This window comes from Micromonospora noduli (genome assembly GCF_003264475.1).
GTDB lineage: Bacteria > Actinomycetota > Actinomycetes > Mycobacteriales > Micromonosporaceae > Micromonospora > Micromonospora noduli.
Genome location: NZ_PYAC01000033.1, coordinates 1 through 19881 on the forward strand (window position 1 = coordinate 1; position 19881 = coordinate 19881).

General features: G+C 72.1%; 22 protein-coding genes. 10 read left to right on the forward strand and 12 right to left on the reverse strand.

The annotated features are described in order from the left end of the window. Positions 1-363: 363 nt before the first annotated feature. A complete protein-coding gene (locus MED15_RS24645) occupies positions 364-1284 on the reverse strand; it encodes an ADP-ribosylglycohydrolase family protein (protein ID WP_112737076.1) in 921 nt (306 codons plus the stop codon). 73 nt (positions 1285-1357) lie between these two features. Here MED15_RS24645 and MED15_RS24650 point away from each other — a divergent pair, with 73 nt between their 5' ends. Together MED15_RS24650 and MED15_RS24655 are read left to right on the forward strand one after the other, a co-directional pair. Continuing rightward, complete coding sequence (locus tag MED15_RS24650; RefSeq protein WP_091401712.1) at positions 1358-2047, forward strand: response regulator transcription factor; 690 nt, start codon at positions 1358-1360, stop codon at positions 2045-2047. Between the two features lie 29 nt (positions 2048-2076). After that, entirely contained in the window at positions 2077-3480 is a 1404-nt protein-coding gene (locus MED15_RS24655; RefSeq protein WP_181539338.1) for a HAMP domain-containing sensor histidine kinase, read from the forward strand. Between the two features lie 239 nt (positions 3481-3719). Here the strand turns inward: MED15_RS24655 and MED15_RS24660 are convergent, their stop codons facing one another. Both MED15_RS24660 and MED15_RS24665 read right to left on the reverse strand, forming a co-directional pair. Then, on the reverse strand, positions 3720-4742 hold the full coding sequence (locus tag MED15_RS24660) for an adenosine deaminase (protein WP_112726632.1): 1023 nt from the start codon (positions 4740-4742) through the stop codon (positions 3720-3722). Further along, positions 4739-5533: a trans-aconitate 2-methyltransferase gene (locus MED15_RS24665; RefSeq protein WP_112737077.1), complete on the reverse strand. Its 795-nt coding sequence runs from the start codon at positions 5531-5533 to the stop codon at positions 4739-4741. The genes MED15_RS24660 and MED15_RS24665 overlap by 4 nt, the downstream gene beginning before the upstream one ends. A gap of 83 nt (positions 5534-5616) precedes the next feature. On the opposite strand from MED15_RS24665, the gene MED15_RS24670 reads away from it, so the two are divergent. Next, positions 5617-6600 (forward strand): aldo/keto reductase, encoded by a 984-nt coding sequence (locus tag MED15_RS24670; protein ID WP_112737079.1) that lies wholly within the window; start codon positions 5617-5619, stop codon positions 6598-6600. Between the two features lie 88 nt (positions 6601-6688). Continuing rightward, positions 6689-6880, forward strand: a complete 192-nt coding sequence (locus MED15_RS24675) for a hypothetical protein (RefSeq protein WP_091401705.1) — start codon at positions 6689-6691, stop codon at positions 6878-6880. Positions 6881-7001: 121 nt separating this feature from the next. Here MED15_RS24675 and MED15_RS24680 read toward each other — a convergent pair whose 3' ends face one another. The 7 genes from MED15_RS24680 to MED15_RS24710 form a co-directional block, all read right to left on the reverse strand. Then, entirely contained in the window at positions 7002-7205 is a 204-nt protein-coding gene (locus MED15_RS24680) for a cold-shock protein (RefSeq protein ID WP_030338233.1), read from the reverse strand. A 287-nt stretch (positions 7206-7492) separates the two neighbouring features. After that, a complete protein-coding gene (locus MED15_RS24685) occupies positions 7493-7765 on the reverse strand; it encodes a DUF4235 domain-containing protein (protein WP_030338235.1) in 273 nt (90 codons plus the stop codon). Further along, positions 7762-8136: a DUF3618 domain-containing protein gene (locus MED15_RS24690; RefSeq protein ID WP_112583391.1), complete on the reverse strand. Its 375-nt coding sequence runs from the start codon at positions 8134-8136 to the stop codon at positions 7762-7764. The genes MED15_RS24685 and MED15_RS24690 overlap by 4 nt, the downstream gene beginning before the upstream one ends. Then, on the reverse strand, positions 8133-8567 hold the full coding sequence (locus MED15_RS24695) for a phage holin family protein (RefSeq protein ID WP_030338239.1): 435 nt from the start codon (positions 8565-8567) through the stop codon (positions 8133-8135). Before MED15_RS24695 ends, MED15_RS24690 begins: the two co-directional genes overlap by 4 nt. A 336-nt stretch (positions 8568-8903) precedes the next feature. Next, positions 8904-10094 (reverse strand): mechanosensitive ion channel family protein, encoded by a 1191-nt coding sequence (locus MED15_RS24700; protein WP_112737081.1) that lies wholly within the window; start codon positions 10092-10094, stop codon positions 8904-8906. A gap of 82 nt (positions 10095-10176) precedes the next feature. Next, positions 10177-10998, reverse strand: coding sequence for a DUF1206 domain-containing protein (locus tag MED15_RS24705; RefSeq protein WP_112583392.1), 822 nt, complete (start codon positions 10996-10998; stop codon positions 10177-10179). Between the two features lie 59 nt (positions 10999-11057). Further along, positions 11058-11423, reverse strand: coding sequence for a hypothetical protein (locus tag MED15_RS24710; RefSeq protein ID WP_112583393.1), 366 nt, complete (start codon positions 11421-11423; stop codon positions 11058-11060). A gap of 96 nt (positions 11424-11519) precedes the next feature. Between MED15_RS24710 and MED15_RS24715 the strand changes: the two genes are divergently transcribed. Next, entirely contained in the window at positions 11520-12746 is a 1227-nt protein-coding gene (locus MED15_RS24715; protein ID WP_112737083.1) for a cysteine desulfurase-like protein, read from the forward strand. After that, complete coding sequence (locus MED15_RS24720; RefSeq protein ID WP_112583395.1) at positions 12743-13030, forward strand: GNAT family N-acetyltransferase; 288 nt, start codon at positions 12743-12745, stop codon at positions 13028-13030. The genes MED15_RS24715 and MED15_RS24720 overlap by 4 nt, the downstream gene beginning before the upstream one ends. Positions 13031-13039: 9 nt before the next feature. Here the strand turns inward: MED15_RS24720 and MED15_RS24725 are convergent, their stop codons facing one another. Further along, positions 13040-14530, reverse strand: coding sequence for a glycoside hydrolase family 3 protein (locus MED15_RS24725; protein WP_112737085.1), 1491 nt, complete (start codon positions 14528-14530; stop codon positions 13040-13042). 217 nt (positions 14531-14747) lie between these two features. Here MED15_RS24725 and MED15_RS34570 point away from each other — a divergent pair, with 217 nt between their 5' ends. From MED15_RS34570 to MED15_RS24740, 4 genes are all read left to right on the forward strand, one after another. Further along, entirely contained in the window at positions 14748-14873 is a 126-nt protein-coding gene (locus tag MED15_RS34570) for a hypothetical protein (protein ID WP_255750123.1), read from the forward strand. A gap of 100 nt (positions 14874-14973) precedes the next feature. Next, positions 14974-15924 (forward strand): TIGR03557 family F420-dependent LLM class oxidoreductase, encoded by a 951-nt coding sequence (locus MED15_RS24730; RefSeq protein ID WP_112602196.1) that lies wholly within the window; start codon positions 14974-14976, stop codon positions 15922-15924. A gap of 103 nt (positions 15925-16027) precedes the next feature. Then, positions 16028-17659 carry a RecQ family ATP-dependent DNA helicase gene (locus MED15_RS24735; protein ID WP_112737205.1) on the forward strand — a complete coding sequence of 544 codons (1632 nt, stop codon included), beginning with the start codon at positions 16028-16030 and terminating at the stop codon, positions 17657-17659. Between the two features lie 88 nt (positions 17660-17747). Further along, the gene (locus MED15_RS24740) at positions 17748-18251 is read left to right on the forward strand and encodes a hypothetical protein (protein ID WP_091401689.1); all 504 of its coding nucleotides are present in this window, start codon (positions 17748-17750) and stop codon (positions 18249-18251) included. Here the strand turns inward: MED15_RS24740 and MED15_RS24745 are convergent. Continuing rightward, entirely contained in the window at positions 18241-19830 is a 1590-nt protein-coding gene (locus tag MED15_RS24745; RefSeq protein WP_112583398.1) for an MFS transporter, read from the reverse strand. The genes MED15_RS24740 and MED15_RS24745 overlap by 11 nt on opposite strands. Between the last annotated feature and the right edge of the window lie 51 nt (positions 19831-19881).

Genomic DNA, 19881 nt, shown 5'->3' on the forward strand with positions numbered 1-19881 from the left:
GGTGACCGGCGGCCCGGACGAGGCCGCGACGCTGGCCGAGATAACCGGCCGCGGCGACGACACCCCAACGCCGGACCCGACGCCAGCCAACCCGCAGCCCGCCGACCCCCAGGCCGCTGTTCCCGCAGCATCGCGGTGATCCACTCGGGTTCCCGGAAACCGTGGCATCTCCGCCGCCCCGACAGCCCGATTTAGCGGTGATCGACTCGGCTTTCAGGAAACCGCGGCATCCTCGCCTCCCGGACGACCCGATTTTCAGGAAGCCGAGTTGATCGCGAGCAGGGCAGCGCAGGCGCAAGGCCAGCGCAGGGCCAGCGCAGGCGCAGGCGCGGCAGGGCGCTTGGGCAGGGCATCCCCCGGGGGTCAGGGGAGCCAGGCGGGTAGCGGCTCGCGAGCGGCCAACCATTTTTCGGGCACCCCGCCCGGGGTGCCGACACCGGTGTGCGCCGCCACCACCGCTCCGGCGATGGCGGCCGTGGTGTCCACGTCCCCACCGGCCCGTACGCACGTCTCGATGGCCGCCGGATAGTCGTCAAGGTGGGTGGCGGCCACCCAGAGGGTGAACGCGACGGTGTCCTGGGCGGTCACCCGGGAGCCGTTGCCGAGCGCCGCCACCACCCGGGGCAACGGCCGGCCGAGCAACCCGGCGGCCCGGTGTACGCCCCGGTGCACCTCGGTGCCCGGGTCGAGCACGGCTGCGATCCCGGCGAGCAGCCGCTCCGGGGCCGGCCGGTGCCCGTCGAGGCGGGCTCGGGCGGCCAGCGCGGCGGCGACGGCGACGGCGACCGCGCCGGCGATCCCCTCCGGGTGCGCGTGCGTCACCTCGGCGGAGGCGCGGGCCTGTGCCGCGGCGCGCGCTGTCGAGTCGGCGAAGTACGCGCCCAGCGGGCCGACCCGCATCGCCGCGCCGTTGCCGCAGGAGCCCTGCCCGTCGAAGGCGGAGGCGGCGGCCAGCGGCCACGGGGTGCCGGTGCGGACCAGCCCCAGGATCAGCATCGCGCCCGCGCCGTAGCCTCGTCGCTCGGTACATCGCTCGGCGAAGGAGAGGGCCAACCGGTCCCGGTCGATGCCGCCGGAGTCGGCCAACTGGGCGAGGACCGAGCAGGCCATCTCGGTGTCGTCGGTCCATTCCCAGGGCGCTGGCGGCAGCGCGTCGGCGGCGAGATCCACGGGCGCGGGCACCGGCAGGAAGTACTGCGCGCCGAGCGCGTCGCCGGTGGAGAGACCGGCGAGGCTGTCCCGGGCGAGCGCCAGGCGGGCATCGGCGAACAGGGTGAACGACATCGTCGTACCAGCTTGCCCGGTCGCCAGGCACGCCGCAACGCGATCAACTTGCCAGGCCAAGTACGGTCTTGTCGTGGCCTCCGTGCTCCTGGTCGAAGACGATCACGTCGTACGCGGCGCGATGCTGCGGTCCCTCACCGACCGGGGGCATGCCGTGCACGCCGTGGGTACGGCGTTGGACGCCCTGCGTCGGGTCGCCGCGGAGACACCCGATCTGGTGGTGCTCGACCTCGGCCTGCCCGACCTGGACGGCTCGGACGCGCTGCGGATGCTGCGCGGCATCACCGACGTTCCGATCATCATCGCCACCGCCCGCGACGACGAGCAGTCGGTGGTCAAGCTGCTGCGCGCCGGCGCCGACGACTACATGGTCAAGCCGTTCACCGGGGCGCACCTGGACGCCCGGATCACCACGGTGCTGCGCCGGGCCGGCCGGGCCAGTCGGTCCGTGCAGCCCGCTGTGCACAGCGTCGGCGGGCTGCGGGTGGACGTGGGCGAGCGCAGCGCCCAGCTCGACGGGGAGCCGCTGGCGCTGACCCGCAAGGAATTCGACCTGTTGGCGTATCTCGCCGCACGACCTGGGCGGGTAGTGTCCCGCCGGGAACTCTTGGAGGAGGTATGGCGGCAGCCATCGGTCGGCGAGGATCAGACCATCGACGTTCACCTGTACTGGCTCCGCAGAAAGATGGGCGAGTCCGCGGCGAAGCCGCGCTACCTGCGCACCGTGCGGGGGGTCGGATTCCGGCTGGTGGCACCGGACTGAGAACGGCGCTGGCCCTGCTCACGGCCGGCATGTGCAGTCTCGTGGCGCTCGCGTTCCTGATCCCGCTCGGGCTCAGCCTGCGGGAGCAGAGCCGGGACGAGGCGATCGCCGACGCGGCGCGGCGCAGCGCGCTGGTGACCGGCGCGCTGGCGGTGAGCACCGACCCGGCGGTCGTCGAGCGTGCCGTGGTGGCCAGCGCCGAGGGCGCACCCACCCGGCCCGTGGTGCACGGGCTGGGGCTGGACGAGTCCGCTGGTCGGGCCAGCGGTAGCGATCTGGACCGGGCCCGCTCCGAGCGCCAGTCCTTGGTCGTCGACGTCGACGGGGGTGTGGCCCGGCTCGACCCGGTCGTCCTCGGTGACCGGACGGCCGTGGTCGAGGTGTTCCTTCCGGAGTCGACGCTGGGCGAGGGCGCCGGCGGTACGTGGTTACTGCTGTTCGCGGTCGGCGCGGCGATGGCCGGCGCGGCGGTGCTCGTGGTCGACCGGGTCGCTGCCCGCGCGGTGGACTCCACCCGCGGTCTGGTCAAGGCCGCGCTCTCCGTCGGCGACGGCGACCTCGGCGTACGCGTCGAGCCGACCGGTCCGCGCGAGCTGGCCGAGGCCGGCTACGCCTTCAACCGGATGGCGGACCGCTTGGACGCCGCCCGCACCGACGAGCGGGAATTGGTGGCCGACCTGTCGCATCGTCTGCGTACCCCGTTGACGGTGCTGCGGTTGGACGCGGAGGCGTTGGAGTCCGACGACACCAGCGTGGGATCGTTCAGCCCGGCGGAGTTGGACCGGCTGCGCGGGATCCGGCGGATCCGGCAGGCGATCGTCACCCTGGAGGGTGAGATCGACGTGCTGATCAAGACCACCCGTAAGACGGTCGCGCTCGAGGCCGGGCCGGCGATGTGCGACGTCAGCGAGGTGGTCCGCGACCGGATGGTGTTCTGGGCGGCGTTGGCCGGCGACCAGAACCGGCCGCACCGGGTCAACGGCGCCCAGCTGCGCATCCCGGCGCCGGTGCCCCGGGCCGAACTCGCCGCCGCGCTTGACGCGGTCATCGGCAACGTCTTCCGCTACACCCCGCAGGGCACCGCGTTCGAGGTGGCGGTGTCCCGGCGCGACGGTTACGTGGCGATCCGGATCGACGACGCCGGCCCCGGCATCGCCAACCCGGACCGGGCGCTGCGCCGGGGCGCCAGCGACCAGGGCTCAACCGGGCTCGGGCTGGACATCGCCAAGCGGGTCGCGTTGCAGGCCAACGGCTCGGTGAGCATCGACCGCGCCCGGCTGGGCGGGGCCAGCGTGGTGATGCTGCTCGCCGACCCGGAGGCGACGCCCCGGCAGGTCAGCCGCTTCGGTCTGGTCGGTCGGATGGCCCGCGACGCCCGGGACACGAAGGCCACCGGACGTCGCTGGCCCCGCCAGCGCCCCACCGACGACTGACCCGGCCGAACCCCGGGCTGTGCGCCGGCGCAAGTCTTCCTTAGATCGCGGTTAACGACCGCGTTGGATCGGCCTCGGGCTGACAGGATCAGAGCACGAACCCACCAGTTCCACCGGCCGAGCGCACCACGCACCCACGGCCGGTGGAGCCGCGCGCGCGGCGGGAGTCACAGGTCCCCCCACACCCACGCTCCCGCCGCGCGCCCTGCTCAACCAACCGGCCCAGCCGGAAGACCAGCTCAGCCGGCGGTGGCGAGGTACGCGTCGATCTCGGCGAGGATCCGCTGCTGGCCAGCGGCGTCCAGGAAGGACGCGGTCACCGCGTTGCGGGCCAGCCCGGCCAGGCCCTCGGCTCCGACGCCGAGCAGGCGGGCGGCCACCGCGTACTCGTCGTTGAGGGTGGTGCCGAACATCGGCGGGTCGTCGGAGTTGATGGTGACCAGCAGCCCGGCCTCGACCAGCAGGGGCAGCGGATGCTCGTCGAGGGTGGCCACCGCCCGGGTACGGACGTTGGACGTCGGGCAGATCTCCATCCCGATCTGCCGCTCGGCCAGGTACGCGAGCAGCTGCGGGTCCTGTGCGGCGGAGATGCCGTGCCCGATCCGCTCGGCGCCCAACTCGTTCAGCGCGTCCCAGACGGTCTGCGGCCCGGTGGTCTCCCCGGCGTGCGGGACCGAGCGCAGCCCGGCGGCGCGGGCCTGGTCGAAGTACTGCCGGAACTGCGGTCGGGGTACCCCGATCTCCGGGCCGCCCAGACCGAAACTGACCAGCCCGTCCGGGCGCTCGTCCAGCGCGATGCGCAGCGTCTCCTCGGCCGCGGGCAGGCCGGCCTCGCCCGGGATGTCGAAGCACCAGCGCAGCTCGATGCCAAAGTCGGCCAGGGCACGCTTGCGGGCGTCCTCGATGGCCTCGCAGAACGCCGGCGCGGGAATGCCCCGTCGGACGTGCGAGTACGGGGTGATGGTCAGCTCCGCGTACCGGACCTGTTGGCGGGCCAGCTCGCGGGCCACCTCATGGGTGAGGATCCAGACGTCCTCCGGGTCACGGATGAGATCCACGACGCTCAGGTAGACCTCGATGAAGTGCGCGAAGTCGCGGAACTCGAAGTAGCTGGCGAGGGCGTCCGGGTCGGCCGGCACGGGCGTGCGCCCCTCGTGGCGCGCGGCCAACTCGGCGACGATCCGGGGCAGGGCGGAGCCGACGTGGTGCACGTGCAGCTCCACCTTGGGCAGGCCGGCGATGAAGGTGGACAGGTCGGTCACGGGTTCTCCTGGGCATGGTCGCCGGTGCGGGCGACGACGAAGACGCGGCGGAACGGGAAGTACACCTGACCCTGCCGCACCGGGTACGCCGCGGTGAGCCGTACTCCCAGCTCGGCCCGGAAGGCGGACCAGCCGGCGGCGTCCAGTGCGGCCCGGACCGGGCGCAGCGCGGTGCCCTCCATCCAGGCCAGCACCGGGTGCTCGGCGGCGGGTCGAGCCGGCAGCAGGTGCACGTAGGTAGTCTCCCAGGCGTCCACCGCGCAGCCGGCGGCGGTCAGCAGCGCCGCGTAGTCGGCCGGGTCGTCGACCGGGTCCGCGCGCAGCAGCGGGGCAACCTCGGCCCGCCAGGTCGGTCGGTCGGCGACCTCCCGCAGGGCGCGGTGCGAGTCGGCGGCGAAGTTGCCGGGGACCTGCATGGCGAGCCAGGCGCCGGCGGGCAGCTCGGCGGCCCAGCGGCGCAGCAGCTCCTGGTGGCCGGGGACCCACTGCAACGCCGCGTTGCTGACCACCACGTCCTCATCGCCGGCCGGAACCCAGTCGCGCAGGTCGGCGACAGCGAAGTCGACAGGCGCGCCGAGGGCCTCGGCCCGCTCGATCATCTCGGGTGAGGAGTCGAGGCCGCGCAGCCGGCTGGTCGGCCAGCGCTCGGCGAGGACGGCGGTGAGCTGGCCGGGGCCGCAGCCGAGGTCGACCACCGCCCGGGGTCGCTCGGCCGGGATCCGGGCGAGGAGGTCGTAAAACGGCCGGGATCGCTCGTCGCCGAAGCGCAGGTAGGTCGTCGGGTCCCACATGGTCGCCTCCCAAACCGTACGTCCGTACTGCTAACGGTACGGCTCGCGTGGCAGGGTGGCAACCCGATCACTAGGCTCGGGGCATGGAACAGCGCAGCTTCAACCGGCTCGGCCGGACCGTTGGCGCGGTCGGCCTGGGCGCGTGGCAACTCGGCGCCGACTGGGGCACCGTCAGCGAGGACGACGCGATGGCGGTGCTCGCCGCCGCCGTGGACGCCGGGGTCACCTTCCTCGACACCGCCGACGTGTACGGCGACGGCCGCAGCGAGCAGCTGATCGGCCGCTTCCTGCGCACCCGACCCGACGCCGGGCTGACCGTCGCGACCAAGATGGGCCGCCGCGTCGAGCAGCGGCCGGAGGCGTACACCCTGGCCAACTTCCGGCAGTGGACCGACCGCTCCCGGGCCAACCTGGGCATGGACACCCTGGACCTGGTCCAGTTGCACTGCCCGCCCACCGAGGTCTTCTCCTCCGACGAGGTCTTCGACGGCCTGGACACCCTCGTCGCCGAGAAGGCCATCGCCGGGTACGGAGTCAGCGTCGAGACCTGCGACCAGGCCCTCACCGCGATCGCCCGACCGGGGGTGGCGAGCGTCCAGATCATCCTCAACGCGGTCCGCCACAAGCCCCTGGAGCGGGTGCTGCCGGCCGCGGCCGCAGCGGGTGTGGGCATCATCGCCCGCGTGCCGCTCGCCAGTGGCCTGCTCTCCGGCCGCTACGACGAGCACACCGAGTTTCCCGCCGACGACCACCGCAACTACAACCGGCACGGCGCGGCCTTCGACGTCGGGGAGACGTTCTCCGGAGTCGACTTCGACCGAGGTCTGGCCGCCGTACGCCGGCTGGCCCCGCTCGTCGACGCGGACCGCACGATGGCGCAGTTCGCCCTGCGTTGGGTGTTGGACCAGGCGGGCGTCACAGTGGTCATCCCCGGTGCCCGCGACGCCGACCAGGCCCGACGCAACGCCGCCTCGGCGGCCCTGTCCCCGCTCACCGACGAGCAGTTGACAGCCGTCCGCAAGACCTACGACGAGTTGATCCGCCCGCAGGTGCACGACCGGTGGTGACCCGCGCGCCCGGGGTGCTCGCGTCGCGCCACCCGGCCGGCGATGCTGGACGGCGGCGCGCCGCCCCGGGCGGCGGAGAGGGGACGCGATGAGGGGTTGGCTTCCACTCACCCTCGGCCTGCTGGCCGTGGTGATCGGTGCGGTGTGGACGGTCCAGGGCCTCGGCTACGTCAGCGGCAGCGTGATGACCGACGAGAAGATCTGGGCGGTGATCGGCCCGCTCGTGACGGCGGCCGGGCTGGTGGTGATCTGGCTCGGCCTGCGCTCGCGTCGACGCTGACTGCTCGCCCCACCGGCGAGCCTGAACAGGCGAAAGCCCCGCATCCCAACCGGGATGCGGGGCTTTCGCGTGACCCTTGAGCCGGATCGTCCCACTGGCCGGCGGGGGCCGGCCGTCCTACTCAGATGGGACGGACCTGCTCAGCCTGCGGGCCCTTCTGACCCTGAGCAATCTCGAACTCCACCCGCTGGTTCTCCTCCAGCGAGCGGTAGCCGCTGGTCTGGATGGCCGAGAAGTGGACGAACACGTCAGCACCCCCACCATCGACGGTGATGAAGCCGAAGCCCTTGTCAGCGTTGAACCACTTCACGGTTCCCTGAGCCATGTGTTTCTCCCTCTAAAAACTGGCGGCCGTGCACGCCGTCCGGCCGATTGGCCGTTTTTGAGCAGCGGCGCCTGAGGCGGCCCCACGAAGGAGACTTCTCTCAACCCACGCCATCTCGCAACAGCGGGGACCAGCAAATCACGGAGGTAAAAAGTCTGTCACGACCTCTCCGACGAATTTCTCCGACATGTGACCTGACGGATGCCTCAGGTGCGCTGGGCGGCGTGCGATGCCATGCGAAAGCCCCCTTCCCATCGATGCGGGAAGGGGGCTGAAGTCGCTGCCTGTCAATCCGGCCAGCTGCCGGTCATCCGGCGTACGCCGACCGCGCCGCCCCGGTCCACAGCGGCCCGGACGACCGCGAAGATGGCGCCCTGCAACGCCGCGGCGGCCAGGATCTCGCCCCAGCCGCGATCCTCGTCGGTCGCGTTGGGCGCCTCACCGTCGCCCGCGGTGACCTTCCAGACCTGCCGGAAGATCGCCCCGGCCACCGCGCCCGCGGCGATACCCATCAGGACGCCGACCGGCCGGTACGCGACCCTGCCGATGCTCTTACTCACCTACGCCTCCCCCGCACGATCATCAGCACCACCACGGTGGCCACCGCGCCGGCCGCGATGGCCGCCCACGGCACCGGGTTGCGGCGCACCAACTCGCCCTTGTCGTACGCCTGTGCGCGTACCTTCTCGCCCTTTTCGTACGCCTGCGCCCGCGCCATTCCGGCGCCACGCGCGGCCTGACCGCGGACCCGAGCGACGGTCTGCGCCGCCTGCTCCCGCATCCGCGCCTTGGCCTGCTCAGCGGACTCTTTCAGACGCGCCTTGACGTCGGCCTTGGCGGCCAACGCCTCCATCGTCTCGCCCAACTCGACCCGGGTGCGACGGATCTCCTCGCGGAGGGCCTCCGTGTCGCCGGTCCCGTTACCGGTCATTGCCGCCCCCTGTCCTTCACCGCGGCGGTGACGGTGTCCATGTCTGCCCGGAGGCTGCGGACCGTGGCCGCCGGCACCGGCGGGACAGCACGGCTGACCTGCTTCTTGCCCACCAGGGCGAGGATGCCGGCCACCAGGAAGCAGGCCACCGCCACGATCAGCGCCGCGGCCCAGGCGGGCAACACCAGGTCGAGCAGCAGGATCGCCGTGGCGACCAGCGCACCCAGACCGAAGAACGCGAGCGCGCCGCCGCCGCCGAACAGGCCGATCCCGATGCCCGCGTGCTTACCCTTCTGGGTCAACTCCGCTCGGGCCAGCGTCAGTTCGTCCCGCACGAGGCGGGAGATCTGCTCCGTGGCCCGCTGCACCAACTCGGCGGTGGAGGGCTCGCTCCCGTTCTGGGATGTGCGGGCTTTCGCCACGTCAGCCATGCTGTCCTCCTTTCCTCATCACCGCGCTGTATGCCCGAAGTCGCCGCTCGTCAATCCTAAAGCGCGCCAAGCAGCTCACCGTCCCCGTTGTCCGGACGCCGCGCCGCCAATACGCGGCCAGCCGCCGCGATCACGCCAGAGACGTCCGGCAGCACATCCCCCACCCAAGCCCGACCAAACCTCCCGCAACCGACCCCCGCTCCCCGACCCCTCCCCTCCTCGCCCCTGCAACGGTGATCATGAGGTTGGCGGGGACAAACCAGGCGCACCCACCCGTCAACTCCATGATCGTCGGGGTCTGCCGGCGCGGCGGGCAAGGGTGACGCGGGACGAGGGCTACTGGGGGCGGGTTTCTTCGGGGCCCACGAAGGCTTCGCTGCGGGCGTCGCCGTCGTCGCTGCCGCCGAAGACACGGGCGTCGTCGGGTGCCTCGGTGTCGGACTGGCGGCGGGCCGGTCGCCTCGGCTGCACCCACTGCCAGGACAGGTTGCTGTTGGAGTCGCCCAGCTCGGTACGTAGCCGGGGCATCGCGGTCGGGCGGTTGTCCCGGATCCAGGCGACCAGGTGCTCCCGGACGAGGCAGCGCAGGTCCCACAGGCTGCCCGCGTCGGCGGCGCTGACCAGCGCGCGCAACCGCACCGTCCCGCCGGTGGCGTCGGTGACCTGGAGGACGCAGACCCGCCCGTCCCACAGCTCGGTGCCCTCGACGAGGCGGCGCAGCTCCTCGCGCATGGTCTGCACGGGTACCGCCCAGTCGACGTCGAATTCGGCGGTGCCGAGCACCGCCGCCTCCGTCCGGGTCCAGTTCTGGAACGGCTTGCTGGTGAAGTACGAGGTGGGCAGGATCAACCGGCGGTCGTCCCAGATCTGCACCACGACGTAGCTGAGGGTCAGCTCCTCGATGCGACCCCACTCCCCCTCGACGACGACGACGTCGTCGAGCCGGACGGCGTCGCTGAAGGCGAGCTGGAGGCCGGCGAAGACGTTGCCGAGCAGGCTCTGCGCGGCGAGCGCGGCCACCACACCGGCCACACCGGCCGAGGTCAGCACACCGGCGCCGATGCCCCGCACGCTGGGGAACGTCATCAGCATCACGCCCACGGTCAGGATGACGATCACCGCGATGGTCAGTCGGCGCAGCATCACCACCTGGGTCCGTACCCGCCGGGCGTGCCGGTTGTCCGGTACGTCGACCCGGAACCGGGCCAGCGCGGTGTCCTCCACGACGACAAGCAGGCAGGCGACCAGCCAGGCCACTGTGGCGATGACGCCGAGGATGAGCAGGTGCAGCAGCAGCCGCCGCCAGCTGTCGCCGACCGCGTACCCGGTGGTGAAGCGGACGGCGAACTGCACGGCCAGGACCGTTCCGGCGACCTGGAACGGGCGGTGCGCGTGGTCGGTCAACTCGGTCAACAGCAGTGACCGGCGGCCGAACCGCCGGGTCAACCGGTGGACGATCTCGACCAGGAACAGGGCGACCGCCGCCGCGACGAGCGCGGCGACGGCCGTTTCGAGATAGTTCTGCACGATTTCGTAGCTTCCCTTCGACCAAGCGTCGGGCACTTCGGGCAAAAGCCCAAGAGTGCCCGTCCACCCGGGAATCGACCAGTCAGACCTTGCGGTACCGGGACTGGAGGAAGCAGTAGACGCCGAAGGCGGCGATGCCGAGGGCGACCAGGGTCAGCAGGAACGTGCCATACGACTGCTCCTGCAGCAGGTGCAGCGCGGCGTCCAGACCACGGGCCTTCTCCGGGTCGTAGTTCACCGCCGCCACGATGACCAGCAGACCGGCGATGCCGTACGCGACACCCTTGGCGATGTATCCGGCCATGCCCAGCCGGCGGGCGAGCTGGCGGGTCTTCGGGCTCATCTCGCCGGTCTTGAGGTGCTTCTCGAACTTCTTCCGGGCTCCGTAGATGATCAGGCCGATGCCGATCGCGGCGACGACCAGCCCGGCCAGGCCGACCAGCCAGCGGCCACCGCTGGAGGTCATCAGCTTGCCGGTCAACGCCTCCTGCTGGTCGGCGCTGTTCGACCCGGCGTCCTTGAAGACCTTGAAGGCGGTCCAGGCGAAGTAGAGGTAGACGATGGTCCGGCCGGCCGAGGCGAGCCGTTCCATGAGCCGCTCCTTGTCGCGCTCGGCGCGGTGCCCGACCGCCGCCTCCAGCGCCTGCCAGATCGCCATCGCGAGCAGGCCGACCGCGACGGCGATGACCAGGAACTTGCCGAGGGGCTGTGCGGAGAGGGTACGCAGCGCGCCGGACTGGTCGCCGTCGTCGGACGACGTGCCGAACGCGATCTGCAACGCCAACCAGGCGAAGAGGAGGTGGACGATGCCGTAGCCGATGAAGCCGGCCCGGGCGAGGAGTTCCAGCCACCGGCTGTCCGCCGTACGGGAGGCGGTGGCTTCGGCGCTACGGGTGAGTGACATGGCGTCACAATCTCCGATTCGGAAGATTCCCAAACGTCGGCCACCGCCGCCCGCCCAGGTCAGCTGCCCGGGTTGCGTGAAACGCGAATCTTGACCTGCTGGTCGGTCACGCTGTCCAGGGTGACAGCGAAGCCCCCCGCCTCGGCGGCCTGCTGGCCGGTGGTGAGGGTGAGCTGCTCACCGGCGACCTCGACGGTCACCTGGTCACCCTCGGCGCCGACCAGTTTGGCCTCGACGCCCAGGATGGTGGCGCTGGCGTCGACACCCCGCTCGAAGGTGACGGTGCAGGCGTCCAGCCCGCAGTCGGTGGAGGCGCCCTGGGAGCTGCACCCGGCGAGCACGGCGAGGCCGAGTGCCAGACCGGCGAAGAGACCGGCGGCGCGGCGGACGGGGGAAATGGGCATGGTGGCGGGTCGGTTCGTCACCTCGCCAAGAGTACGAGACATCCGCGAGGTCGCCGCCGAACGGTGATCACCTGGCGGCCGGGCAGGGTACGTGGAGCACCGGCTAGGGTCCGGGACATGCCGTTCGACATTGCCCGCACCCGGGCCGCGTACCCCGCCCTGACCGAGGGCTTCGTCCACTTCGACGGTGCCGGCGGCACCCAGACCGCGGCCGGTGTGATCGACGCGGTCACCGATGCCATGCGGTCGGCGGTCGGCAACCGCAGCGCCGCCAACGTGGCGGGCCGCCGGTCGTTGGAGCTGGTGGCCCAGGCCCGCTCGGCGGTGGCCGACCTGCTCGGCGCCGACCCGGCCGGTGTGGTGCTCGGCCCGAGCGCGACCGCGCTGACGTACACCCTGGCTCGCACGCTCGGCGCGGCCTGGCGCCCGGGTGACGAGGTCGTGGTCTCCCGGCTCGATCACGACGCGAACGTGCGGCCGTGGGTGCAGGCCGCCGAGGCGGCCGGCGCGACGGTGCGCTGGGCCGAGGTCGACCGGCACACCGGTGAGCTGCCCGCAGCCCAGTACGCGGACCTGGTGGGTGAGCGGACCCGGTTGGTAGCGGTCACCGCCGGCAGCAACGCCATCGGCACCATGCCGGACGTGCCGGCGATCGCCAAGATCGCGCACGCGGTCGGCGCGTTGGTCTACGTCGACGGCGTGCACTCGGTTCCGCACGGGCCGACCGACCTGGCCTCGCTCGGCGCCGACGTGCTGGTCACCAGCGCGTACAAGTGGTCCGGCCCGCACCTGGCGGCGATGGTGGCGGACCCGGCCCGGTGGGCGGCGTTGCGCCCGGCGAAGCTGGTGCCGTCCTCCGACGCGGTGCCGGACCGGTTCGAGTACGGCACGCCGAGCTTCCCGCTGCTGGCCGGCGTGGCCGCGGCGGTGGATCACCTGGCGGGGCTGGACCCGGACGCGGTCGGGGACCGGCGGGCCCGGCTGCGGGCCGGGCTGGCCGCCGCCCAGGCGCACGAGGAGGCGCTACTGGACCAGCTGCTCGCCGGGCTGGCACAGCGGCCGGCGATCACCGTCTACGGTTCGCCGGCGCGGCGCTGCCCGACCGTCTCGTTCCGGGTCGCCGGGATGTCCCCGGCGGCCGTCCAGGAGGCGTTGGGCGCTGCCGGTTTCTGCCTCTCCGTCGGCGACTACTACGCCTACGAGTACTTCCAGCTCATGGGTCTGCGCGACAGCGGCGGCGCGGTGCGGGCCAGCATCTACCACTACAACACCGCCGACGAGGTGGACCGGTTGCTCGGCGAACTCGACGCGCTGGCCGACCCGGCGGGGAGAATGGCCGGATGAGCACCCTGGTCGAGGACAACCCGGCGAAGCACCGCTTCGAGATCCTGGTCGACGACGCGCTGGCGGGCTTCACCGCGTACCTGCCGCGCGGCGAGGTCCTGGTCTTCACCCACACCGAGGTGGACCGGGGCTTTCAGGGCAAGGGGGTGGGCGGCGCGCTGGTCCGCGGCACCCTGGACGAGCTCCGGGCACGCGGCACGACAGTGGTGCCGCAGTGCCCCTTCATGTCCGCGTTCATCGACAAGCACCCCGAGTACGCCGACCTGGTCGCCGACCTCCCGTAGGGCGGGCCGTCAGCGGGCGCCGGTGAGCACCTCGGCGGCAGCCTGTCCACTGGCCCGGGTGGCGCCGTGGGTGGCCAGGTGCACCGCCCCGTTGACCAGCTCGGGCACGCCCAGCTCGACCACGACGGCGTCCGGCCGGGCGGCCAACGCGCGGTGCACGGCGGCGCGCATCCAGTCGTGCCGATGCTGGTCGCGGACAACCAGGACCAGGGGCCGGCTGCCGGCACCGGCGCCCGGGTCCGCCGGCACATCGGGTTCGGCGTAGCGGACCGTGCTGGTGCCGGGCAGCAGCTCGGTCAGGGGTCCGCCGATGCCCCACGGGGTCTCGGCGCCGATGGCGATGTTGCGCAGCGGCTCGAACTCGACGACGTGTGCCGCGCGGGTCAGGGGCAGCGCGACCGTCGTGCCCGGGGCGGCGGTGACCCGGACGGCCCGACGGGCGGCGACCAGACCGACGTCGGTGGCGGCGCGCGCTCCGGCCGAGCCGGCGCTGCGGGCGGCCACCGTCCAGGCGGCGAGTTGACCGACGCGCTTGGCGGCCTCGGCGAGGCGTTCCTCGGGCAGCTCACCGGAGACGACGGCGGCCACGATGGCGTCGCGCAGCTCGCGGGCGGCCTGTTCGTCGGCCCGTTCGCCGCCGATGCAGATGGCGTCGGCCCCGGCAGCGAGTGCGCGGACCGTCGCCCCGGCGAAGCCGTACCGGCCGGCGACCGCGCGCATCTCCACCGCGTCGGTGACCACCACGCCGGAGAAGCCCAGCTCGTCGCGGAGCAACCCGCCCAGGATGCGCTGACTCAGCGTCGCCGGCAGGTGCGGGTCGAGGGCGGGCACCAGCAGGTGACCGGTCATCACCGCCTGCACGCCGGCGGCCACGGCGGCGCGGAACGGGGCCAGTTCGCAGGCGTCCAGCCGGTCCCGGTCGGCGGTGATCCGGGGCAGGTCGTGGTGTGAGTCGACACGGGTGTCGCCGTGCCCGGGGAAGTGTTTGGCGCAGGCCGCGACGCCGCCGGCCTGGAGCCCGCGAACCCAGGCGGCGGTGTGCCGCGCGACCAGCACCGGGTCGGCACCGAAGGAACGGACGCCGATCACCGGGTTCGCCGGATTGGAGTTGACGTCGGCGTCCGGGGCGTAGTTCAGGGTGATTCCCGCCGTGGCCAGCTCGGCGCCGAGGTCCCGGGCGACGGCTTCGGTCAGCTCCGGGTCGTCGACAGCGCCGAGGGCGAAGTTGCCGGGCCGGGAGCTGCCGTGCACCGACTCCAGTCGGGTGACGTCGCCGGCCTCCTCGTCGATCGCCACGATGACGTCCGGCCGTTCCGCACGCAGCGTCGCGGTGAGCGCGGCCACCTGCTCGGTGTCGACGACGTTGCGGGCGAAGAGCACCACCGAGCCGAGACCCTCGCCGAGCCAGCGGCACACCCATGGTGGTGGGGTGGTGCCGACGAAGCCGGGTTGCAGGACGGCGGCGGCGAGCGCCGAGAGGTGCCCGTTGGCGGTGGTCACTCCGCCCCCTCGCAGTGATCGATGTCGATCACCGGCGACGGTGCGCCCCCGTCGACCCGCTGGTTGCGCTCGCTCATGCGGCCCCCGTACCCCATCTCTCGCGCGCCCTCGGCGCACCGCCACCGGCAGGCGGTCCTGCCATGGTCACACTGAGCGATTCAATAGTCAATAAACCTTACAGTTGCCTGGCGGCCCGCTCTCCGGGGAGAGTGCGGGGATGGATCCCGTCCTGCTGGCCGACGCGACGAGCCCGGCCGACATCCCCGGCGTACGCCTGCTCGGCCTGGTGGTCGGCGCCCTGCTGCTCCTCGCCGCGATCCGGGCGATGTTCGGTCGACGCTGAGCGACCCGCGCCGATCCGGGCCCGACGGGCCGGGTGTGGTCGACCGCGACCGGGGTACGGCTCTCCCCATCAGCAGGTTCGCGTGCCGAAGGGGTAAGCCATGAAGATCGGTTATTTCCTGTCCAGTGAGGAGTTCACGCCAGCCGAGCTGCTGGAGCAGGCGCGCGGCGCCGAACGGGCCGGCTTCGAGGCGCTGTGGATCTCCGACCACTACCACCCCTGGGTGGACGCACAGGGCCAGAGCCCGTTCGTCTGGTCGATGATCGGCGCGCTCAGCCAGGTCTGTTCGCTGCCGGTGACCACGGCGGTGACCTGCCCGACAGTGCGGATCCACCCAGCCGTGATCGCGCAGGCGGCGGCGACCAGCGCGGTGCTGCACGGTGGGCGGTTCGTGCTCGGCGTCGGCACCGGCGAGGCGCTCAACGAGCACATCTTCGGCGACGCCTGGCCGCAGGCCGACGTCCGGCTGGAGATGCTGGAGGAGGCCGTCGAGGTGCTGCGCGCGCTGTGGGGTGGCGGCTTCGTCAACCACCACGGCAAGCACTACACAGTGGAGCAGGCCCGGATCTACACGCTGCCCGACGCTCCCCCGCCGATCTACGTCTCCGGCTTCGGGCCGAAGTCCATCGACCTGGCCGCGCGGATCGGTGACGGCTACGTGAGCACCATGCCCGACGGCGAGATGGTCCGGCGCTTCCGCGAGAACGGCGGCGGCGACAAGCCGTGCCAGGCCGGCTTCAAGGCGGCGTACGCCGACAGCGAGGACGAGGGCATGCGCATCGCGTACGAGCGCTGGCCCAACGCGGGGGTGCCCGGTGAGCTGTCCCAGGTGCTCCCCTCACCGCGCCACTTCGAGCAGGCCGCCGAGCTGGTCAAGCCGGAGATGGTCAGGGACGCGTTCGTCTGCGGCAACAGCGTCGACGCGCACCTGGAGATGATCGACAAGTACGCCAAGGCCGGCTTCGACGAGGTGTACGTGGCCAACACCGGCCCGCACTACCAGGGTCTGTTCGACCTCTACCAGCGCGAGGTCCTGCCCCGGCTGCGCTGAGTAGCGGATCGGCGAGCCGGCCGTCGCGGGCATGGCGGGTGCCCTGCCTGTGATCGTCCGAACGCGTTTCGGCGGTCACGGGCTCGGGTACCTCCGGCCCTCGATGAAACTGTCCACGCACTCGATGACGTTGCGCCACGCGGCCCGCAGCCTTTTCGGCTGGAAGGCGCTACGGCCCAACCAACTGGCCGCCATGCGCGCCGTGATGAAGCGGCGAGACGCCCTGGTGGTGTTGCCCACCGGAGCCGGCAAGTCGGCGATCTACCAGATCCCGGCCAGCCTGATCCCCGGCCCCACCGTGGTGATCTCCCCACTGCTGGCCCTTCAGCAGGACCAGATCGCCTCCCTCAACGAGCGGCAACGCCCGGAGCTGCGGGCGGTGCGGATCAGCTCGAACGAGTCGCCCACCCAGCAGGCCGAGGCGATCACCGAGATCCGCGAGGGCCGGGCGGAGTTCCTCTTCATCACCCCGGAACAGCTCAGCAACCCGGACCGGATGGCCGAGGTCGCCGAGCTGAAGCCAGCCCTGGTGGCGATCGACGAGGCGCACTGCATCTCGGCGTGGGGGCACGACTTCCGCCCCGACTACCTGGCGCTCGGGCACCTCATCGACGGCGTCGGTCGGCCGCCGGTGGTCGCGCTGACCGCCACCGCCTCCCCTCCGGTACGCGACGACATCATCGCCCGGCTGCGGCTGCGGGACCCGGAGGTGGTGGTCTCCGGGCTGGACCGGCCGAACCTGTTCGTCGAGGTAGCGCACTGCCCCACCGAGGACTACCGGTGGCGGCGACTGATCGCGCTGCTGAGCGACGACGAGCGACCCGGGATCATCTACGTGCCCACCCGTCGCGCCGCCGAGGAGCTGGCCACCCGGTTGACCGACGCCGGCTACCCGGCGCAGTTCTACCACGGTGGGATGGCGGCCGGCGCACGCCACGACCTGCACGAGGCGTTCCTCGCCGACCAGGTGCCGATCATGGTGGCGACCTCGGCGTTCGGCATGGGCATCGACAAGCCGAACATCGCCTGGGTGGTGCACATGGCGCTGCCCGACTCGCCGGACAGCTACTTCCAGGAGATCGGCCGGGCCGGCCGCGACGGGCAACCGGCCCGGGTGCTGCTGCTCTGGCAGGCCGAGGACGTCGGCCTGCAACGGTTCTTCAGCGGCGGCCTGCCCGACGTCGACGAGCTGCGCGACCTAGCCGCGATGCTGCGCAAGAAGCCGGCCACCAAGACCGAGCTGCGCGAGACCACCGGCCTCGGGCCGCGCAAGCTGGGCCAGTACCTCTCCCTGTTGGAGCAGGTCGGTGCGGCCGAGCCGCGCGCCCGGCAGCGCGTCGGCGCGCCCCGTTACTCCCCCACCCCGACCGACGCCGCCGCGGCGGCGCTGGCCGAGGCGGAGCGCCAGCAGACGGTGACCCGGTCCCGCACCGACATGATGCGGGCCTTCGCCGAGACCACCGCCTGCCGTGGGCAGACGTTGCTGGCCTACTTCGGCGAGCAGATGACGCAGGTCTGCGGCCACTGCGACAACTGCCACAACGGCACCAGCGTGGCCGACCAGGGCGCGGTCGGGCCGTTCCCGGTGCACAGCCAGGTGCGGCACCCGGAGTGGGGGTCCGGCATGGTGCTCTCCTACGAGGAGGACAAGATGACCGTTCTCTTCGAGGAGGTCGGGTACAAGACGTTGTCGGTGCGCGTGGTGTCCGAACAGGGCCTGCTGACCCTGGACTAGCCTGACCCGGGTGCCGCTTTCGGGCCCGGTGGATCGAGCAAGCAGAGCACCGATTGACCAAGCAGAGCAGGGCGGAAGGGGCATTGCCGTGATCGAGCAGCCGGCGTACACCGGTTTCGGTTTCTCCGACGGGGAGTGGGGGTTGCTTGTCGGCCTGCCGCAGTCGGTGCTGACCGCGGCGAGCGCCGCCGAGTCCGACGGCACCCGCCGGACCATGGCGGAGAACGCGGCCGGGTTGGAGACCATCGCCGCCGGCCGGGAGTCGGCCAGCCCGCTGGTCGCCGCCGTGGCCGGGGAGATCGTCACCCGGGTCGGTGACCCGGACACCGGCGAGGAGTTGCCGGTCATCGCGCCCTCCGACCCCGGGGCGTACATCGACGACGTGCTGCTGCGGGCCGGCGAGGCCGGCGCGTTGCTGGCGGCGCGGGTCGACGAGGGTGAGGCTGGCGCGTACAAGCACTGGCTCGTGAAGATCGCCGAGCAGGTGGTGGGCGCCGCGTCCAGCGGTGGGCTGCTGGGCATCGGTGGCGAGTCGGTCAGCGACTCCGAGCGGCGTTTCCGCGACCGGCTCGCGCACGTGCTCATCGACTGATCGACGACAACGAGGTATCGGCCGGACCGGTCGGCTCGACGGCCAGCGCCGTAGGGTCGGCCGGTCGGACGCCGCGCAGCGCGAGAAGCGCGGTGACCCCGCCGAGCAGCATCACCACCATGGCGGCGTACGCGGCCAGGTGCAGCCCGTCGGTGAACGCGACGCCGGCGGCGTGCCGCACCGCGTCAGCCAGCTCCGCCGGCAGCCCTTGGGCGACAGCGAGCGCACCACCCAGGGTCTCCCGGGCCACGGCGGTGGTGTCGGCGGGCAGCCCGGCCGGCAGGCCGTCGACGATCTCGCGGCGGTAGACCGCCGCGCCCACGCTGCCCAGGATCGCCATTCCCAGCGCACCGCCCAGCTCGCTACTGGACTCGGTCAGCGCCGACGCGACACCCGCCTGCTCGGGCGGCGCCGCGCCGAGGACCAGCTCGGTGACGAGGGACATCACCATCACCAGGCCGCCCGCGTAGACACTGGCGCCGACGAGCAGCAGCCACAGCGGCGTCTCCGGGGTGACCTGGGTCAACACCACGAAGCCGACCACTGCGATGCCGAACCCCGCACCGATCAGGTACGCCCGTTCGACGCGCTGGGCCAGGGCGGCCGCGGCCGGCGCGACTCCGCCCACGGCGAGGGACGGCACGAGGCTCCACAGCGCCGCCCGTAGCGGGCTCAGGCCGAGCACCAGTTGAAGGTGCTGGGTGGTGAAGATGGCGAAGCCGACGATGGCGAACATCGCCAGCAGGTTGACCGCGAGCGACCCGGCGAAGCCGCGACGGCGGAACAACGCGAGGTCGACCATCGGGTACGCCCTGGTCCGCTGCCGGTGCAGGAAGAGCGCCCCCACCAGCAGACCGGCGACGATGGCGAGGACCCGCACCGGGCTGAGGCCGTCGCGGGCCATCTCCTTGATTCCGTAGATCACCGGCAGCAGCGCGCCGAGCGACAGTGCCGCGCTGATCAGGTCGAACCGCCCGGTCGCCGGGTTGCGGAACTCGGGCACCAGGAGCGGCACGAGCAGGAGCAGCATCAGCATGGCCGGGATGTTGATCAGGAAGATCGAGCCCCACCAGAAGTGCTCCAGCAGGATCCCGCTGAGCACCGGGCCGATGGCGATGCCACCGGTGAGGGTGGCGGTCCAGATGCCGATGGCGGTCCCGCGCTGCTTGGCGTCGTGGAACATGTTGCGCACCAGGGCGAGCGTCGAGGGCATCAGGGTGGCCCCACCGACGCCGAGTACCGCACGCGCGGCGATCAGCGTCGCGGTGCTGTCGGCGTACGCGGCCAGCAGCGACGCCGCGCCGAACGCGGTGGCGCCGATCAACAGGAGCCGGCGTCGGCCGATCCGGTCACCCAGAGCGCCCATGGTGATGAGCAGCCCGGCCAGCACGAAGCCGTAGATGTCGAAGATCCAGAGCTGTTCAGTGGCGGTGGGACGCAACTCCGCGCTGATGAACGGGACGGCGAAGTAGAGCACCGACACGTCCATCGAGACCAGGAGCAGCGGCAGCATCAGCACCGTGAGCCCGATCCACTCCCGTCGGCCCGCTCGCGGTGCCGGTGTGGTGGTGATCGTCATGGTCAGTTCCTTTTCTGCGTAGAGCGTACGCTGTTATGCGTAGACCATACG

Bases quoted from the DNA above. Each gene is read 5' to 3' on its own strand.
- MED15_RS24645 (WP_112737076.1), bottom strand. From the start codon at position 1,284: ATGTCGTTCACCCTGTTCGCCGATGCCCGCCTGGCGCTCGCCCGGGAC.
- MED15_RS24655 (WP_181539338.1), top strand. From the start codon at position 2,077: ATGTGCAGTCTCGTGGCGCTCGCGTTCCTGATCCCGCTCGGGCTCAGC.
- MED15_RS24665 (WP_112737077.1), bottom strand. From the start codon at position 5,533: ATGTGGGACCCGACGACCTACCTGCGCTTCGGCGACGAGCGATCCCGG.
- MED15_RS24670 (WP_112737079.1), top strand. From the start codon at position 5,617: ATGGAACAGCGCAGCTTCAACCGGCTCGGCCGGACCGTTGGCGCGGTC.
- MED15_RS24675 (WP_091401705.1), top strand. From the start codon at position 6,689: ATGAGGGGTTGGCTTCCACTCACCCTCGGCCTGCTGGCCGTGGTGATC.
- MED15_RS24680 (WP_030338233.1), bottom strand. From the start codon at position 7,205: ATGGCTCAGGGAACCGTGAAGTGGTTCAACGCTGACAAGGGCTTCGGC.
- MED15_RS24690 (WP_112583391.1), bottom strand. From the start codon at position 8,136: ATGACCGGTAACGGGACCGGCGACACGGAGGCCCTCCGCGAGGAGATC.
- MED15_RS24695 (WP_030338239.1), bottom strand. From the start codon at position 8,567: ATGGCTGACGTGGCGAAAGCCCGCACATCCCAGAACGGGAGCGAGCCC.
- MED15_RS24705 (WP_112583392.1), bottom strand. From the start codon at position 10,998: ATGTCACTCACCCGTAGCGCCGAAGCCACCGCCTCCCGTACGGCGGAC.
- MED15_RS24715 (WP_112737083.1), top strand. From the start codon at position 11,520: ATGCCGTTCGACATTGCCCGCACCCGGGCCGCGTACCCCGCCCTGACC.
- MED15_RS24720 (WP_112583395.1), top strand. From the start codon at position 12,743: ATGAGCACCCTGGTCGAGGACAACCCGGCGAAGCACCGCTTCGAGATC.
- MED15_RS34570 (WP_255750123.1), top strand. From the start codon at position 14,748: ATGGATCCCGTCCTGCTGGCCGACGCGACGAGCCCGGCCGACATCCCC.
- MED15_RS24730 (WP_112602196.1), top strand. From the start codon at position 14,974: ATGAAGATCGGTTATTTCCTGTCCAGTGAGGAGTTCACGCCAGCCGAG.
- MED15_RS24735 (WP_112737205.1), top strand. From the start codon at position 16,028: ATGAAACTGTCCACGCACTCGATGACGTTGCGCCACGCGGCCCGCAGC.
- MED15_RS24745 (WP_112583398.1), bottom strand. From the start codon at position 19,830: ATGACGATCACCACCACACCGGCACCGCGAGCGGGCCGACGGGAGTGG.